The sequence below is a fragment of the Streptomyces sp. WAC 01529 genome (genome assembly GCF_003945545.1).
Classification (GTDB): domain Bacteria; phylum Actinomycetota; class Actinomycetes; order Streptomycetales; family Streptomycetaceae; genus Streptomyces; species Streptomyces anatolicus.
This window is the reverse complement of sequence record NZ_CP029617.1, coordinates 6,848,914-6,864,160: the sequence shown is the minus strand read 5'-3', so window position 1 is coordinate 6,864,160 and position 15,247 is coordinate 6,848,914. Positions and strand designations below refer to the sequence as shown.

16 protein-coding genes and 1 pseudogene are annotated in these 15,247 nt (G+C 68.0%); 12 read left to right on the top strand and 5 right to left on the bottom strand.

Annotation, left to right across the window (positions count from 1 at the left end; all coding sequences use genetic code 11):
• Positions 1-11 precede the first annotated feature (11 nt).
• The 5 genes from DMA15_RS30600 to DMA15_RS30580 are packed head-to-tail and all read left to right on the top strand — an operon-like array spanning position 12 to position 3,667.
• Positions 12-1,190: a radical SAM protein gene (locus tag DMA15_RS30600; RefSeq protein WP_125515940.1), complete on the top strand. Its 1,179-nt coding sequence runs from the start codon at positions 12-14 to the stop codon at positions 1,188-1,190.
• Positions 1,187-1,789 carry a 3'-5' exonuclease gene (locus DMA15_RS30595; protein ID WP_125515939.1) on the top strand — a complete coding sequence of 201 codons (603 nt, stop codon included), beginning with the start codon at positions 1,187-1,189 and terminating at the stop codon, positions 1,787-1,789. The genes DMA15_RS30600 and DMA15_RS30595 overlap by 4 nt, the downstream gene beginning before the upstream one ends.
• Positions 1,786-2,376, top strand: a complete 591-nt coding sequence (locus DMA15_RS30590; RefSeq protein WP_240660032.1) for an AAA family ATPase — start codon at positions 1,786-1,788, stop codon at positions 2,374-2,376. Before DMA15_RS30595 ends, DMA15_RS30590 begins: the two co-directional genes overlap by 4 nt.
• A complete protein-coding gene (locus DMA15_RS30585; RefSeq protein WP_125515938.1) occupies positions 2,373-3,149 on the top strand; it encodes an aldo/keto reductase in 777 nt (258 codons plus the stop codon). Before DMA15_RS30590 ends, DMA15_RS30585 begins: the two co-directional genes overlap by 4 nt.
• A complete protein-coding gene (locus DMA15_RS30580) occupies positions 3,149-3,667 on the top strand; it encodes a hypothetical protein (RefSeq protein WP_125515937.1) in 519 nt (172 codons plus the stop codon). The genes DMA15_RS30585 and DMA15_RS30580 overlap by 1 nt, the downstream gene beginning before the upstream one ends.
• Before the next feature lie 550 nt (positions 3,668-4,217).
• Here DMA15_RS30580 and DMA15_RS30575 read toward each other — a convergent pair.
• The 4 genes from DMA15_RS30575 to fabG form a co-directional block, all read right to left on the bottom strand.
• On the bottom strand, positions 4,218-4,823 hold the full coding sequence (locus DMA15_RS30575) for a hypothetical protein (RefSeq protein ID WP_125515936.1): 606 nt from the start codon (positions 4,821-4,823) through the stop codon (positions 4,218-4,220).
• The gene (locus tag DMA15_RS30570) at positions 4,820-6,010 is read right to left on the bottom strand and encodes an MAB_1171c family putative transporter (protein ID WP_125515935.1); all 1,191 of its coding nucleotides are present in this window, start codon (positions 6,008-6,010) and stop codon (positions 4,820-4,822) included. Before DMA15_RS30570 ends, DMA15_RS30575 begins: the two co-directional genes overlap by 4 nt.
• Positions 6,010-6,546, bottom strand: coding sequence for a secondary metabolite protein (locus DMA15_RS30565; RefSeq protein WP_125515934.1), 537 nt, complete (start codon positions 6,544-6,546; stop codon positions 6,010-6,012). Before DMA15_RS30565 ends, DMA15_RS30570 begins: the two co-directional genes overlap by 1 nt.
• A 154-nt stretch (positions 6,547-6,700) precedes the next feature.
• Positions 6,701-7,420: a 3-oxoacyl-ACP reductase FabG gene (gene fabG / locus DMA15_RS30560; RefSeq protein WP_125515933.1), complete on the bottom strand. Its 720-nt coding sequence runs from the start codon at positions 7,418-7,420 to the stop codon at positions 6,701-6,703.
• A gap of 257 nt (positions 7,421-7,677) precedes the next feature.
• Here fabG and DMA15_RS30555 point away from each other — a divergent pair, with 257 nt between their 5' ends.
• On the top strand, positions 7,678-8,544 hold the full coding sequence (locus DMA15_RS30555) for a helix-turn-helix domain-containing protein (protein WP_125515932.1): 867 nt from the start codon (positions 7,678-7,680) through the stop codon (positions 8,542-8,544).
• Positions 8,493-9,488, top strand: coding sequence for an MBL fold metallo-hydrolase (locus tag DMA15_RS30550; protein WP_346428934.1), 996 nt, complete (start codon positions 8,493-8,495; stop codon positions 9,486-9,488). Before DMA15_RS30555 ends, DMA15_RS30550 begins: the two co-directional genes overlap by 52 nt.
• 152 nt (positions 9,489-9,640) lie before the next feature.
• Here the strand turns inward: DMA15_RS30550 and DMA15_RS30545 are convergent, their stop codons facing one another.
• Entirely contained in the window at positions 9,641-10,105 is a 465-nt protein-coding gene (locus DMA15_RS30545) for a helix-turn-helix domain-containing protein (RefSeq protein ID WP_125515930.1), read from the bottom strand.
• Positions 10,106-11,562: 1,457 nt separating this feature from the next.
• Between DMA15_RS30545 and DMA15_RS30540 the strand changes: the two genes are divergently transcribed.
• The 5 genes and pseudogenes from DMA15_RS30540 to DMA15_RS30520 all read left to right on the top strand — a co-directional run bounded on the left by DMA15_RS30540 (position 11,563) and on the right by DMA15_RS30520 (position 14,963).
• Entirely contained in the window at positions 11,563-11,898 is a 336-nt protein-coding gene (locus tag DMA15_RS30540) for a hypothetical protein (RefSeq protein ID WP_125515929.1), read from the top strand.
• On the top strand, positions 11,895-12,650 hold the full coding sequence (locus tag DMA15_RS30535) for an ATP-binding protein (protein WP_125515928.1): 756 nt from the start codon (positions 11,895-11,897) through the stop codon (positions 12,648-12,650). The genes DMA15_RS30540 and DMA15_RS30535 overlap by 4 nt, the downstream gene beginning before the upstream one ends.
• 26 nt (positions 12,651-12,676) lie before the next feature.
• Entirely contained in the window at positions 12,677-13,396 is a 720-nt protein-coding gene (locus DMA15_RS30530; protein WP_240660031.1) for a WhiB family transcriptional regulator, read from the top strand.
• Positions 13,393-13,824: pseudogene (locus tag DMA15_RS37715) on the top strand (DUF2637 domain-containing protein); the annotation flags it as partial. The gene DMA15_RS30530 and the pseudogene DMA15_RS37715, both read left to right, overlap by 4 nt.
• 947 nt (positions 13,825-14,771) lie before the next feature.
• The gene (locus DMA15_RS30520; protein WP_125515926.1) at positions 14,772-14,963 is read left to right on the top strand and encodes a hypothetical protein; all 192 of its coding nucleotides are present in this window, start codon (positions 14,772-14,774) and stop codon (positions 14,961-14,963) included.
• The last annotated feature ends 284 nt before the right edge of the window (positions 14,964-15,247 follow it).

Below are 15,247 nucleotides of genomic sequence, written 5' to 3'. Positions count from 1 at the left end.
TGGAGGACCACATGAACGTCCCCGTTGCCCCGCACCGCCGCGCCCTGCCGATCCTCTCCCCCGAGAAGATCCGCGGTCTGAAGCCGGCACTCGCCGACGTGATCGAGTACCGCAAGTCGGGGTTGTCGCTGAACTGGATCGTCGGCTGCCCTCTGGAGTGCGGATACTGCGTCCGGCACCTCTTCGACAACTTCGAGATGAAGGTTCCCCGACGCCTCATGAGCGACGGAGAGGCCGTCGCCCGTCTCACCGGCCACTCGTACTTCCGGGCGCACACGACACCGATCCAGCTCCTGAACCGGGCCACCGACCCGATGCTGCCCATCGTGAAGCCTCACGTGTACGAGGTGCTGCGGAAGCTGGACGAACGGGGTCTGACGAACCACGTCCTGATCATCACGCGCTGGCGGGTGGGCCCCGAGGACTGCGCCGTCCTCAACAGCTTCACGCACCTGCGTCTGACCGTGCTGGTCACCCACTCCAACATAGCTAACCCCGCCATCGAGCCCGTGGACTCGCACATCGCCGCGGAGAGCCTGCGTACCCTGCACGCACACGCTGAGCGGTACCGCACCGTCCTGTACTGGCGGCCGATCGTGCCAGGACTGAACGACTCCGACGCCGACATCGAGCGGGCCAGGGAGCTGTCCCAGCACGCCCACGCCACGGTCTTCACCGGTCTGTTCTTCCGCGAGGAGATCGCCTCCTACTACGAGGCGCACGATCTGCCCATGCCGTACGAGGAGACAGCGCGGCGCAAGATCATGCCCGAGGCCGCCGAGCAGCGGATACTCGACGCCTTCGGGCAAGGCGACTCCTGGGGCGCCTTGTTCCGCAAGACCTCCTGCGGGGTGGCGTACGCGCATGGCGAGGCTGATTACAACGGCCACTTCGGCGTCCCGGAGCTGTGCGACATCTGCCCCTCGGAGCAGATCGCGCGATGCCGAGCCGCCTGGGTCAAGCCGGAGTTGTCAACGGTCACCCAAGAAGCCCGAGCCCTCGGCGCGACGGGTGAGGTACAGGTCAACGACCGTGCCATTGTCGTGGAGGGACTGGACGAGCCGCCGCGCTACTTCCTCCAGCACGGCTTCGGTTACCAGTGCCACGACCGCGCCAAGCCCCACCACTACCGCCAGCACGGCCGGGCCCCCATCGGCTGGAAGGCGGAGAACGGAACCACCAACGCATGAACTTCTCCTCCTGGCCCTCACTGTTCGTCGTCGATGTCGAAGGCAACGGCACCAACCCGCCCGACCTGGTAGAGGTCGCTGCCCTGCCCGTCGTCGAAGGGCGGCCGGACACGAGCACAGCGGGCGCGTGGCTGACCAAACCGCGTCGCCCCGTGACGCCCTTCGCCGCTCGCGTCCACGGTCTGACCAACGAGAGGCTGGAACGCGAGCCGGGCTGGGAGGAGATCGCCGACCAGGTCCACACCCTTCTCGGTGATTCGTGGATCTGCGCGCACAACGCACATGTGGACTACAAGGTGCTCTCCGCGCACCTTCCCCGGTGGCAGCCAGCCGGAGTGCTCGACACACTCCGGCTGGCCAAGGCCACCTACCCCGGCTTGTCGAAGTACAGCCTCGACGCCCTGATCCACCACGTCCAGCCGGACCTGAGCGCGGCGCCCGCACAGCGGCACCGTGCCACGTTCGATGCCTTCGCCACGACGCATCTCCTCCTCGCCATGGCCACCCACTACGACACCTGGGACCAGCTCGTCGCCGCGGCAGTGCCGCCCGGCCTGCCTGGAGCCCCCCAACCCGAAGAGGAACCGACCCTGTGGTGAACACACCCGTTCGTATTGGAGTGCTCGGTACCCACTCCACCGGCAAGACCACGCTGCTGAAGCGGATAGAGATGGAGCTGCGCGGTCACGGCGTCTCCGTGGCCCGCACCGGCCGGCTGGCCAAGCGCGCCGCCGCTCTCGGCTTGCCGAAGATGCACCAGCACACCGTGGCGTCCACCGAGTGGATCATCACGCAAGGCATCGCTGACGAGATCACGGCCGCCGCGCAGGGCGCCGAAGTCATCCTCGCCGACCGGGCACCGCTCGACGCCATCGCCTACCTCCATGCCGCCATGGAGTTCCGCGGCGAGCACCTTCACCGGCTGGAGAGGGAGCGGCTGCGGCTTCTCGCCTCGACGCAGCTTCCTAAGTACGACCTTCTCCTGGCCACCGTGCCCGACCCACAGACACCGGTCGACCAGCGCCACGCTTACGACCCGCGCTATCGCCTCCTGGTGGATCGTCACGTCCACGGTCTCCTCTCCGACGACCCGATCCCGCACACCCGCGTCACCAGCGACCCCGCCAGCCAGTCGCAGGCCATCGAACAGGCCCTGCACCTGTGCACGCAGGAGGCCGCCGTATGACCGCCGCACCGCCCGCCGGCACCATCACCATCGCGGGGAAGGCCGTCTCGCGGCTCGGGTTCGGAACCATGCGCCTGACCGGGCCCGGCATCTGGGGTGAGCCTAAAGACCGCCCCACCGCACTCAGCGTGCTCCGCCAAGCTGTGCACACCTACGGCATCACGCACATCGACACCGCGGACGCCTACGGCCCCCACACCGTCGAGCACCTGATCCGCGAGGCGCTGTACCCCTACCCGGAGCACGTACTGATCGCCACGAAGGTCGGCATGCTCCGCCCCGCCCCGAACGTGTGGGCCCCGCATGGCCACCCTGCATACCTCCGTGCGTGCGTCGAAGCCAGCCTGCGCCGCCTTGGTGTCGAACGGCTGGAGCTGTGCTACCTCCATCGCATCGACCCCGAAGTAGCCCTCAACGATCAGATCGCCGTTCTGCAGGCCCTGCGCGACGAGGGCAAGATCGGGCACATCGGCCTGTCGAAGGTCACCCCGGACGACATTCGCACCGTGACCAAGGGACTCACCGTCGCGGCCGTGCAGAACGTCCTCAACATCAGCGACCCTTACGACCTGGCCCTGGAGCTCTGCCGAGATCTCGACATCCCGTATGTGCCGTACCGGCCCTTCGATGCCGGCGCCCTGACCCGCACTCATGGGGTCCTCGCCCCTCTGTTCTGGCTTCTCAACCTCGGCAGCCACGTCGCCCCTATCCCGAGCACAAGCCAACCGCAGCACCTCGAAGAGATCGTTACTGCTGTGGCAGGCGATGACTGATGCCGACGATCACAGCTCCCGCACTCCTCCCCGCACGTAAGACCGCCTCGTACGAGGACTGGCGGCCTCCGATCATCGGAGTGTCCGTACTCGTCCCGGTAGGCGCGGACGCGCTGGTCGTCGTCGACCTTCTCGGCGGCCTCATGATCCCCACGGGCTCCGTGCCCGACGGCAAGTCCCCGCAGCAGGCCGCCCAGGACGTTCTTCGCGGCACCCCGGGCGGGCTCCCCCTTCTACGGCGCGTCGCCCTGGCCTGGGTACAGGCACGCCGCAGGAAGGTCATCACGCACGTACTGGCGACGGAGCCGATGACCCGCGAGGACGTCGGACAGCTCATCTACCGCGATCCACGGGCTGATGTACTTGTGCTGCCCACCATGCGGGTCGTCGACGAGCTTCCGACGCCAGGACGGTTACGGGTCCTGGTTGGATTACAGGCCCTCGCCACCGGCGAGACGGCCTATTTAGAAGGGGACGAAGTACGTCACTACGCGCCTCCAGGGCTCATCCAGGAATGAAGAAAAGGAGGATGCCAGAGAGACTCCCTGCCTCAACTGCAGCCTCCGCTGAAACGGGGACCGAGTGCCGGCGGCCTTTGCGGCCTGGGATCGAACCCGCGCCTTACTCGGTCCGCTCTGGGCAGACCAGCACTCCGCTCACGAGCCTGACCCCAATGCGGGGCAGCTCGAAGACGGTACGGCAGTTCTAGTCACCGCCCTAGACATCGTGGCCCGCGAGCGGAGTGTCCAGGTCGCCGACGTGCATCGTCAGGACATTGACGAACTGGTCCGCTGCAAGACTGCAGAGCGCACGTCCGAGATCCCGTTGCGCTGGGAAACCCGTTTGCGCAGCTCGGCCACGACTTGGAGGACACGGTCGACCTGGTCGTGGGGACGTGCTGCGCATCGACCGCCCAGAACCTGATCATGACGAGGACTACAGCCTCACCTGCCAGGGCCCCAGAGTGCTGGAGGGCAAGCTGCGGTACGTCCTCTCACCCCAGCTTGCCCTCCACAGTGCGATGCCTTGATCGCATACGGCGCCTCGGCCGACGCTCGGGGTTGTGTATTACCCCAGGGACGCGAATGTTGCCGCTGCGACCGCGGATCCGAGGACCGTGCCGGCGATCACCTGGGCAGGTGTGTGGTCCCTCAGCTCGATCCGCGACCATCCGACGAGGACCACGAGCGCGTAGCCGAGGAGGGCCCAGGGGCCGTAGGTCTGGGCAAGCATGGCGACGGCGCCCGCGGAGACGGCTTGGTGCACGGAGATCTTCCAGGCGAGCGTGATGAGTGCAAGTGCTGCCAGCGTGACCATCATGCTCGCGATGAGCGCGATGAGGATGCGGGGCGCCCCAAGACCCGCCATGAGGGCGAAGCAGGTCAGGACGGATGTCAAGATGACCGCCATGACCAGGAGGCGGGCTCGCTTGGCGCCGACGTTGCGGTCGCTCCATCGTCCCTTCTTGATGCCGTGGTCGATGAAGAGGATCGGGATGACGGCGGCAAAGAGCACTCCGATGAGGCTCCATGCCATTCCGGCCCACCCGTCGGTGTGCCACCCGATCAGCAGGCACACCACGACTATCCACGTTTTCGGGTGCAGGCGGTCGCTGATCGTCCGGGCAAGCGCCTGTTCGCGGTTGGCGGTGCCGAAGATTTCCGTGGTGCTCATGGTGCTGATGGCTCCAAGTCTTCCTGTGTACCCGCTCGGGCGGCTTCAGCCGTTGCGAAGGCGGCCACGGCCGAAGATCGGTCGTAGGCGGCGCTGACTCGGCGCAGCCAACGGAGCTCCGCGTCGGGGTCCTTTCCAACTCCGCCGAGTTCCGGGTGATCTCCTGCACATGGGCGGGACACCGCGGCGATTTCGGCGGCTGCTCTGAGCCAGCCGGCTTCAGCGATGGCGGCCTGGCGCTCGCCTTTGGCTCCAGTGCTCGCCGCCATTGCCTCTGCTCTGGCTTGCATGTCAGCCGGCACGTACTCACGCAGGGCGAGTGAGGCGTCGGCGATCTCAATGAGGCAGCGGTTCAGGCGCAGGCCCCAGCGCCCCTCGGCGATCTCGGTCTCCAAAACGACGGACGGGACTGCGGCGGTAAGACCGCGCCAGAGGGGGTCGAGGGCGGCCAGCGCCCGGCGCTGGCTGGTCGTTTTCACCACCGGGGAGAGGGGCGGCAGGCAGCTGCCGACAATGATGGTGATGATGGCCGCCACCTTCAGGACCGTGGAGGTGTGAGCGGCGCTGTGTGCCTGGGCTGCCGTCGGCTGACCGCTGGCCATGCTCCAGAGATAGGCAGTGCGCTGTAGTGCGTACAGAAGGCCGATGGCGCAGCCGACACCCAGCAGGCCGTGGCCAGCGCGGACCCACCGGTCAGGGGTATGGCGCGCGGCCTGGATGAACAGCCAGGCCGCTACGGCCATCGCGATGCCGATGTAGAGCGTGAAGACGCCCAGGTGCAGCAAGGCCCAGTTGGAGTTGCGCTGGTCGACGAGGAAGTCTTCGGGGGCACGGCGGTCATGCGGCGCGAACAGGAAGGTGACGGTCAGGAGGAAGAGGGCCGCAGCCCGGACTGCCCAGCGGGGGCGTGGCAGAAGGCCCTGGGGGCGGACCACTGCAATGACGAAGTCGAGGACGGCCGCTGCCGAAACGACACCGAGAAGGTGCTTCAGCAGGTAGGCAGTGCTGGGGGCGCCGGTCAGCGCGTCGGTCCATCGCTCAACGGGCGCCACCTCGAACGTCATCGCGGCGGCCAGACTCAGGAAGGCGACTTCGAGAGCACGCTGCTTACGGGAGTGGCTGAGGGAGGGCAGCCGCCACAAGGCCACCGCCCATAGCAGGCTCGCCACGACAAGCTGATGCGTCATCAACGACGGTTCTCCCGTGGGTATTTGAGCGCGTCATCGGCTCGCGCGACCAGGCTGTGCCACGAACTGGACGTGTCGGCGGGCATGTTGTCGATGACCTCGTCGAGGACGGAAGCGGCAAGCTCGGCGTCGTGCTCTCGCTCATCCGCGTAACTGGTTCGCCCGAAGATCCGCTGGACTCTCTCAGGAGCGATCTCTGGTGGCAGGGCAGCCAGCAGGGCGGCCACCTGATCGCTGCGGTGATCCAGGAGCACGTGACCGATCTCGTGCTTGATGACCTGAGTGCGTTGACGCTGGCTGACGGCCTTGGCATGCCAGATGTGGTCCTCATCGGGGAAGGCCAACCACAGCCCACACGGAGCGTCGGCCCCTACCAGGTCGGGCAGCTCATGGAGGATGAGCGGCCGGCCTCGCTTGACGGCCAAGCTGGCGCACAGCTGATCGATGTCCAAGGGCCGGGAGACACGGACGCCTTGAAGCTGGGTCTCGCAGATGTCCCGGATGCGCTGCTCGCGCTCGGGGACCTCAGTCCGCATGCGCCAGGCTTGCTCACGCCTGCGGACACGCCGAACAAACATGGGGGGTCCTTACGTACGCGGAAGCATCACGGGCCGGCCTCCTGCCCGAGGCGGCCGCGATGGCCTCCTGCTCGCGCCCGAGATGAGGGAGCGGTGGGGATGGGGCGGTCGGTCAGTGCCCCATGGCGGCGCCGCCGTCCACGGGAACAACCGCGCCGGTGATGTAAGAAGCGTCGTCGCTGGCCAGAAACTGCACGGCACCGGCGATTTCTGTCGGCTCGGCCATGCGTCCCAGGGGGACACCGCGCACAAGCTCGTCCCGCTGTTCCTGACTCAAGGCCCCTGCCATATCGGTGCAGGTCAGCCCTGGGGCGACAACGTTGACGGTGACGTTCCAGCGGCCCAGTTCGCGGGCGAGGGATCGGGCAAAGCCCACCAGACCCGCCTTGGAGGCGGCGTAGTTCGCTTGACCCGCTGCCCCGTAGAGGGCCACCGCCGAGGAGATGAGGACGATGCGCCCCTTGCGGGCCCGCAGCATCCCGCGGTGAGCGCGCTTGACCACCCGGAAGGTGCCGGTGAGGTTGGTGTCGACGACGGAGGTGAAGTCCTCCTCGGACATCCGCATCAGCAGCTGGTCCTGAGTGACCCCCGCGTTGGCGACCAGGACCTCAACCGGTCCGTACGCCTCCTCCACCGTCTTGAACGCGAGTTCCACCTCTTCGGCGTCCCTCATGTCGCAGCGCACCGGCAGGCAGCCCAGGTCCGTCAGCTCCGCCGGGGGCTCGCCCGTGCGATGCGTAAAGGCCACCTTGTCCCCCGCGTGGGCAAACGTGCGGGCAATCGCCAAGCCAATGCCGCGGTTTCCACCGGTGACCAGGATCGTGCGCGACATCTACATGGCCTTTCTCAGTTCGGATCACCGCCGGAGGTCCCGACGGGTTCAGACTGTAGGCGCCGCGAAAGTTTTGGTCATTAGAACATTTCGGACGGGGGGAACTACCACTTCCCCATACAGCGTATAAGACCTCTGGATCACGGTTCGCAGCGGCTCACCGCCCGGCGTAACCCGCGTCATTTATGGGCCACAGGCCACTGCTAGCCTGTTCCCTCGTCTACAGAACATCGGGGGATAGCAAGAAAATGTGATCCATGCCTCAAGAGTCGCCGAACCCGAGTACTAACGGAACGTCCCGTTCCGCCCAGCAGCAGACCATTACGCGCGTTTTGCGCCAGGCGCGCAATCGCATTGATCCGCGTGATATCCCTGGTTTCGCAGCGGTGTTGGGCCCGCGCCATAAGCCGGGCTTGACTCAAGACGACGTAAGCCACCTGCTGGGGGTATCCACGAAGTGGTACCGCAATCTGGAGCTGGGCAAGCCGCTGAACTACTCGCCTACGTTCTTGCGTTCGGTGCGCCGCCTCTTGAAGCTGGACGACGTCGAGTGGGACACCATCTGGCAGCTCGTTCACGACCGGAAGACCCCTGATGCCCAGCCCGTCCGCGCACCCCGGGTGGGCGATGAGCTGCCGGCATCTCTGCGCGCCTTTATCCAGGCCCAGCGCTGGCCGACCTACCTGTGCGACTACCGGTGGGACCTCCTGGCGTACAACTCCGCTGCCCTTGGCGACTACCCGTGGATGCTTCACGGCACCAACGTTATGGAGTGGGCGCTGACTTACCCCGAAGCCCGGACACAGCTGATTCGCTGGGAGCAAGACTGGGCCATCCCCATGATTGCTCAGCTCCGCCTTCATGCAGAACACTGGGTCGGCGACCTCGGGATGCAGGCGCTGATCAAACGCGTCTGCGCCGACCCTGTCGCAAGGGGTCTCTGGAACGCTCCCCACTTGCCCACCCTGTCCCACCCTGACGCGGCATCGACTCGCAAGCTGTATCTCCCGCGGCAAGGGACACGGGAATTCGAGGTAACCCTGTTGACGATGAAGGTAGATGACCTACCGTCATGCCGGCTCATGACGGTCATACCGATGCAGGATGCACCGATCCACTCATGAAGACTTCAGCAGCACACCTCCGCATCCCTCAACCTCGCCGAGAGCAGCCGCATTTGACGCAGCTTGACTCAGGCTCGGCGTATGCGTACTTGCAACCCCAGGGCGGGTGGTGTGTCAGCAATGCCGGTGTCCTTATCGGAGAGGACTCGGTAACTCTCATCGACTGCACCGCGACGCCAGCCAGCGCCCGGCAGCTCCTGGCAAGGATCAGGGAGCGCACTCAGCGTCCGATCGCGCGCCTGGTGATCACCCATCACCATGGCGACCATCACTTCGGCGCGAGCGCGTTCCCCGGAGCTACGGTCATCGCGCACGAGCACACTCGTGAAGCTGTACTGCGTGATGGCGTAGACCTGCCGACCATCTGGCCGGAGGCGAACTGGGGGCAGATCACCCTCACTCCCCCGACGCTCACCTTCACCGATCGCACGACCCTGCACACGGGGGGCCAGCAGGCCGAGCTGCTGCACTTCGGCCCGGCCCACACCACTGGCGACGTCGTGGTGTGGCTCCCTGAGCGCGGCATCCTCTACACAGGCGACCTGACGTTTTCGGGTGTCACGCCGTTCGTCTTCATGGGTTCCGTGCGGGGCTCTTTGCAGGTGCTGGGCAAACTCAAGGCGCTGGGTGCAGAACGCATCGTCAGCGGGCACGGGCCGATCGCCGACGCTCGGGTCATCGAGGAGAACGTGGAGTACCTGCGCTGGGTGCAGCAGCTCGCGCGCGATGGAGCGACCGCTGGGTGGGAACCGCTGGAAGCCGCGCTGCGCGCAGACCTTGGCCCCTTCAGTCACTGGCCTGAGCCGGAGCGCCTTGTCGGGAACCTGCACCGCGCCTACGCCGAGCTGGGCGGACTACCCCTGGGCCACCATCTGCCCGTGGGGGCCGCCGTCAAGGACATGGTGGCCTTCAATGGCGGCAAGCCGATGACCTGCACCATCTGAGGAGTTGCATCCCGGCCCGGCACCAGCCGGGCCCGCGCGGCAAAAGCGCGCCGGGGACGCCGGCCGACGCCACGAGGAGCATGATCAGCCCTCACTGCCAGGGGCCGGACCTCCATGTCCGTGGAAGCACCGCGCCTCGCACTTGCAGTCGGTCAGCCCTTGGAAAGGCCGTCGAGCCCCTCGGCCTTGCGGGCCGTCTCGATGACCGACGCGATCATTTCCAAGCTGGCCGCAGAGAGACCATCGGCACGATCCGCCAGCATTCGAGTCGCCAGCGTCTGAACGCCAGCGTTCTCCGCGGCATCCAACAGCTTGAGTCCGGCAATGACTCGATCCTCATGCTCCGGACTCATCTCATCGAAGAAGTAGCCCGGCTCCACCCCGAAGTGCTTGGCGAGCGCCTCAATGGTGTTCTTCGTCGGGTTGTCCTTCGTTCCCTGCTTGAGCTGCGCGATCGTACTGGGCGAGAGACCGACTATGCGAGACAGTTCGAGGTTGGTGTAAGCCGCACCCGTATCAGGGTTCGTCTTCGTCTCGAACAGACGAGTGAGCCGGCGCGCGAACTCTCCCTGCCGGCCGCCCGGAGAGCTGCCGCCGTCGCTGCTGTGTTTCGGCATGCGTGTCCTCCTCTCATCTGAACGGCTCCACGCAGGGTACTTCAGTACACAGGCCGACTTCCACCCGCCCCTGCGGAACATTTAAGTGTTGACAGGCGATCGACACTTCAGCGAACCTTCGATCAAGCCCGAACACTTTAGTGTTCGCCTCCAGGTCAGAGGCTGCGCCACAGGCGCATCAGGTCTTCGACCGTTCCGGACGGGCCCTCACAGCCGCATGCCGCACACGAAGGAGAGCCATCCACCCCCAGCAACGAAGACCGGTCGCGCCTAGACCAGCGCACTTGTCTCGAACTCTTAAGTGAAGTCTGGACTTGACGGCCGCGTCTGCATATGTTCCTGGTCCCCGCCGCACGGCTCAGCGGCCACGACCCGAGAGGAGGAAAGCATGAGGCACACATCCAGCACTCACGTGGAATGGGCGCAAAAAGCCGTCGGCGTCTGAGAGTTGGTCTCCCTCAGACGCCGACCGGTACCTGACCTGAACGCCCCGGCAAGGGCGTGAGATCACCTACCAAAACCGCAACCGGGTCCTTACCACAGGGCGCCCCGGGCGCGGCTACTACACAGGAGAGAGTCTTGCATGCCGACGGCCCTGCGCAAAAGGCCGAACTCCCCGGTCGGCGCGGCAGCCCAAATCCCCACCTCCCGGACACGTCCGAGGCCCACACCTCTGTGTTCCCCCTCGACAGGGCGGAGGTGAACTGATGGCGCGCATCCGCACCGTTAAGCCTGAGATGTTCGAGTCCGAGTCGCTGGCTGAGTGTTCGGTCACCGCGATGCTGACCTTCATCGGGCTGCTGACCCAGGCCGATGACTCCGGTCGGCACCGCGACCACCCCGCCATCATCGCCGGACGGCTGTGGGCCTTGCGCCCGGAGCACACCGCCACGCACGTCGCGCAGGACCTGGAGGAGCTGGCTGTCGCCGGGCTGATCTGCCGGTACACCGGCTGCGACGGACGCGGCTGGCTGCACATCGTCACGTGGGAGCGGCACCAGAAGATCGACCGCCCCTCCGCCTCTCGGCTGCCCCGGTGCCCGCAACACCAGGCTGGCCACAAGTGCGGTGGATGCGCTGCCGCCCAGTGCCCCGACGGCACCACGCAGCCCAGCGCCCAGGCCACTTCGGCGACACCTCGCGCAGCCCTCGCCGAGAGCTCGACGAAGGCTCGCGGAGCCCTCGCTCGGCCGTCTGAGGCCACTGCCATCGATGCGGCGCCCTTGTCCGGGCCCCCGGCGGCCGGGGCGCAACCCGCCTCAACCGACCCGCACAGCCCGGCTGGCCCCTGTATGCCTCCGCCCGGTGTTTCCGCAGGTCAGAGGGGAATCGGCGAGGGCTCGTCGATTCCTCGCCGAAGCCTCGACGAGCCCTCGGCGTCTGGATCTAGGATCTTGGATCCTGGATCTTCCCTTACGGGGCGCGAGGCGCCCGCGACCGACGCCTCCTCGGCGCAAATGTCAGCCAAGCAGCTGGTGGCCGAGTACGTCCGGGGCTGCAACCGGCGCCCACCGGAGGACTTCCTCGGCCATCTGGGCCGGAAGATCAACGTCCTGCTCGACGAGCGGTTCGAGGCCGACGCCATCCGCGCCGCGCTCGACAAGCTGCGGGCCAAGGGGCTCAACCCCAGCGTCCTGCCGAGCCTGGTGAACGAGGTCGTCAACGCGATACCCCAGTCGCCCGCCGCGCTGCCGTCCGCCTCCGGCGCGGGGCCCTGGGCCAGCACCGGCAGCTCGTACACGCCGTATCTCAATCCCACCGCCGAGCCGACGACGTTTGGAGGCCACCTGTGACCCGCGCCCGCTACGCCGACCCGCGGCCCGCGATCTCCGAGCGGCTGCGTGAGCGCCTGGAGGCCAAACTCGCCGAGCGCGGCCTGGACCTGGACCGGGCGCTGCCGGACACCCCCGAGCCAATCCCGGCCCTGGAAGCCGCCCAGGCGCGCATCCCGGTCGACTACCGCGCTGCCGTGCCCGAGCACCCGGACGTCGCCGCGTGGGTGCGGGCCATCGCCGACAACGCCGTGGCGCCGAACGCCAAGGGCGTCAATCCGCACTACGGCACCGCCGGGCGCAGGCAGATCACGCACGGGCCTAGCCTGCTGCTGTGGGGTTCCACCGGCGCCGGCAAGACGCACGAGGCGTTCGGAGCGATCCGCGCCCTGACCGCCGCTGGATGCGGGGTGCGCTGGCACGCCACCACCGCCGCCGACCTGTACGCCGAGCTGCGTCCGCGCGCCGGCGTGGACCCCGAGCACATGCTGCGGCGGATCATGCGGATCCCGGTGCTGCTGCTCGACGACCTCGGCGCGGCCAAGCCGAGCGAGTGGACCGAGGAGATCACCTTCCGGCTGGTCAACTGGCGCTGCCAGAATCGACTGCCGACGATCTTCACCAGCAACATGCCGCCCGTGCGCACCGACCGGATGCCCGCGCGCCAGGCGGTACTGCGCGACAAGCTCGGCGACCGGGTCCTCTCCCGCCTGTCCGGCATGTGCACCGCCGTCGAGTTCACCGGCCCTGACCGCCGCTTCCAGCGCCGCTGACCCGCATCTGCGCCACCGACACCGCCGTGCGGCCTGTCCGCCGCACCCTGTCCCGCCTCGCCGCCCACCGCCGCACCGCGGTGCCGCCCTGCCCGCCTTACCGCGAGGCGACCTCGGAGACTTCCTTGCGCTACAAGACCACGAACGACTCCCCCGCACCGGACCTGCGGGGAATCGCCGACCACAGCTGGCACACCCGGGGTTCATGCCACGGCATGGACCCGGCCCGCGCCGACAAGCTGTTCTTCCACACGCCCCGGGACCACCAGGCCGTCGCCGAGGCGAAGCGGACCTGCGCCACCTGCCCGGTGAAGAAGGACTGCTTCAACTACGCGGTCGACAACCAGGTCCGCTACGGCATCTGGGGCGGCCTGACCGACAAGGAGCGCCAGCCCTGGCTGGCCAACCTGAGCAAGCGCCTGGACTACGACCGCGTACGCGCCGCCTTCCAGGGACGGGACGTCCACTTGAGCACCGCCGAGCGCAGCACCGTCATCCACCACGCCTACCTGCGCGGCTGGAGCCCGGAGCGTGTGGCCTACCTGCTGAGTGCCGACCTGGACTGGATCCGCGACCTCATGCGCGAGGCCGCCCACGTCATTGAAGACCGGGACCGTTACTGGGGCCTCGACGAAGCGGACGACGCCGGCGGCGAGCGCCCGAAGGACGACGAGAGCACCATCTCGGACGGCCCCCGTCGGCTGCAGACTCACGCCCTGATCGCCTCGCTCGGAAAGGCCGCATGACCCACCCCACCGCTGCACACCCGGCCGTCGCGCCCGTCGGGTTCTGGGACCGCCTCGCCATCGTGGTCCTGGGCCTGGCCGGATGCGCTCTGAGCTACGACGCCCTGCAGCAGATGGCCGTCGCCATCCACGTCCGCGGACTCCTCACCTACCTCTTCCCGCTCGTGGTCGACGGCTTCATCGCCTACGGAGTGCGCGCCCTGCTGGTCCTCTCCGAGGCCCCGCTGCGTGCCCGCCTCTACGTCTGGGTGCTGTTCGGCACCGCCACCGCCGCGAGCATCTGGGCCAACGCCCTGCACGCGGTCCGCCTCAACCAGCAGACCACCCACTCCGGACTGCGCCTGAGCGACACCGTCGTCGCGATCCTCTCCACCCTCGCCCCGCTCGCCCTGGCCGGGGCGGTCCACCTGTACATCCTCATCACCCGCTACCACCCGGCGGACCCCATGGCGGTCCGGCTCGAGGAGAAGCGCCCCGCGGACCACGAGCACGGACCGGCCGAGGGAGCCGGTCCGGCGAGCGCGGACCAGGGCGCCCCGGCGGACCAGATGCCGGACCGCGAGCACCCGCAGACCACCGACGACGCCGCGCGGACCACGGACCAACCGGCCGACTCCACCCCCGCGGACCACGACGCCACGGCTCCGGACCAGCAGACCAACCCGGCACCGGACCACGACGCTCCTGCCGCGGACCAGCCCGCAGACCAACCGGCGGACCAGCAGATCAGCGCTGGTCCGCAGCAGGCCGACGACGAGGAGCGGACCAGCAACGGCGCAGGTCAAGCGGCGCCCAGCGCACACGGTCCGGCGGACCACGCGCGGGCGGGCCACGAGCACGGGCCGGCCGAGGGAGCCGGTCCGGCAAGCGCGGACCGGGGCGCCCCGGCGGACCAGATGCCGGACCGCGAGCACCCGCAGACCACCGACGACGCCGCGCGGACCACGGACCAACCGGCCGACTCCACCCCCGCGGACCACGACGCCACGGCTCCGGACCAGCAGACCAACCCGGCACCGGACCACGACACGGACCACGACGCTCCTGCCGCGGACCAGCCAACAGACCAACCGGCGGACCCAGGCGAGGGCGGTTCCTCTGGCGGACCGCAGGGGGCGCGGACCACGAGCCACGACGCCCTGGCGCCGGGCCCTCGGACCAAGCCCGCGGACCAGGACGAAGTCCCGTGGGAAGCGAAGGTCGCGGTCGCGCGCAAAGCCGCCCTCGCAGAAGGCCGGATGACCCGCCGGGCCATCCGACCGCACCTGCGCAACGCCAACATCACCGTCAGCAACGAGCTGTTCAGCGACCTGCAGGCCGCCCTGTACGCGGACCCGGCACTTGCCCACCTGCCCCGCGATACAAGGAGAGCCCGATGAGGACCTGCGCGCGCTTCGAGCGCATCAAGAGCGGCTACGAGCGGGACATCACGTACCTGCGCAACCACTCCCGGCGCAGCGCGGGCACCACGGCGGCCAAGACGAGCGCGACGAACGCTATCGCTGTGAAGTCCCGCATGGCCAAAGCTCTCGGCCGGCACTTCGAGCGCTGCCCGATATGCGGGTGACCGATGCCATAACCGCAGGTCAAACCCGCTAACCGCTGCGGTGGCCCGGCCTCGTGCCGGGCCACCGCCCCCCCACCCTGAAAGGCCCGCCATCCGCTCCCGTACATCGGTCCCGACCGCAGCCGAAGCGAGCGCCTGGGCCGAGGTTCTGGTCCGCCACCGCCTCCTGCACGTCGCAGTCCTGGCCCCGAACGGGCAGTGGCTCGTGCAGAGCGCGCCCGAGGCGCCCGTCCGCGTCCTGGACGGGTCCGCCGCCATGGTCGATCTCGCCGCCCAGATCCAGC

Bases quoted from the DNA above. Each gene is read 5' to 3' on its own strand.
- DMA15_RS30600 (WP_125515940.1), top strand. From the start codon at position 12: ATGAACGTCCCCGTTGCCCCGCACCGCCGCGCCCTGCCGATCCTCTCC.
- DMA15_RS30595 (WP_125515939.1), top strand. From the start codon at position 1,187: ATGAACTTCTCCTCCTGGCCCTCACTGTTCGTCGTCGATGTCGAAGGC.
- DMA15_RS30585 (WP_125515938.1), top strand. From the start codon at position 2,373: ATGACCGCCGCACCGCCCGCCGGCACCATCACCATCGCGGGGAAGGCC.
- DMA15_RS30580 (WP_125515937.1), top strand. From the start codon at position 3,149: ATGCCGACGATCACAGCTCCCGCACTCCTCCCCGCACGTAAGACCGCC.
- DMA15_RS30575 (WP_125515936.1), bottom strand. From the start codon at position 4,823: ATGAGCACCACGGAAATCTTCGGCACCGCCAACCGCGAACAGGCGCTT.
- DMA15_RS30570 (WP_125515935.1), bottom strand. From the start codon at position 6,010: ATGACGCATCAGCTTGTCGTGGCGAGCCTGCTATGGGCGGTGGCCTTG.
- DMA15_RS30565 (WP_125515934.1), bottom strand. From the start codon at position 6,546: ATGCGGACTGAGGTCCCCGAGCGCGAGCAGCGCATCCGGGACATCTGC.
- fabG (WP_125515933.1), bottom strand. From the start codon at position 7,420: ATGTCGCGCACGATCCTGGTCACCGGTGGAAACCGCGGCATTGGCTTG.
- DMA15_RS30555 (WP_125515932.1), top strand. From the start codon at position 7,678: ATGCCTCAAGAGTCGCCGAACCCGAGTACTAACGGAACGTCCCGTTCC.
- DMA15_RS30550 (WP_346428934.1), top strand. From the start codon at position 8,493: ATGCCGGCTCATGACGGTCATACCGATGCAGGATGCACCGATCCACTC.
- DMA15_RS30545 (WP_125515930.1), bottom strand. From the start codon at position 10,105: ATGCCGAAACACAGCAGCGACGGCGGCAGCTCTCCGGGCGGCCGGCAG.
- DMA15_RS30540 (WP_125515929.1), top strand. From the start codon at position 11,563: ATGTCAGCCAAGCAGCTGGTGGCCGAGTACGTCCGGGGCTGCAACCGG.
- DMA15_RS30520 (WP_125515926.1), top strand. From the start codon at position 14,772: ATGAGGACCTGCGCGCGCTTCGAGCGCATCAAGAGCGGCTACGAGCGG.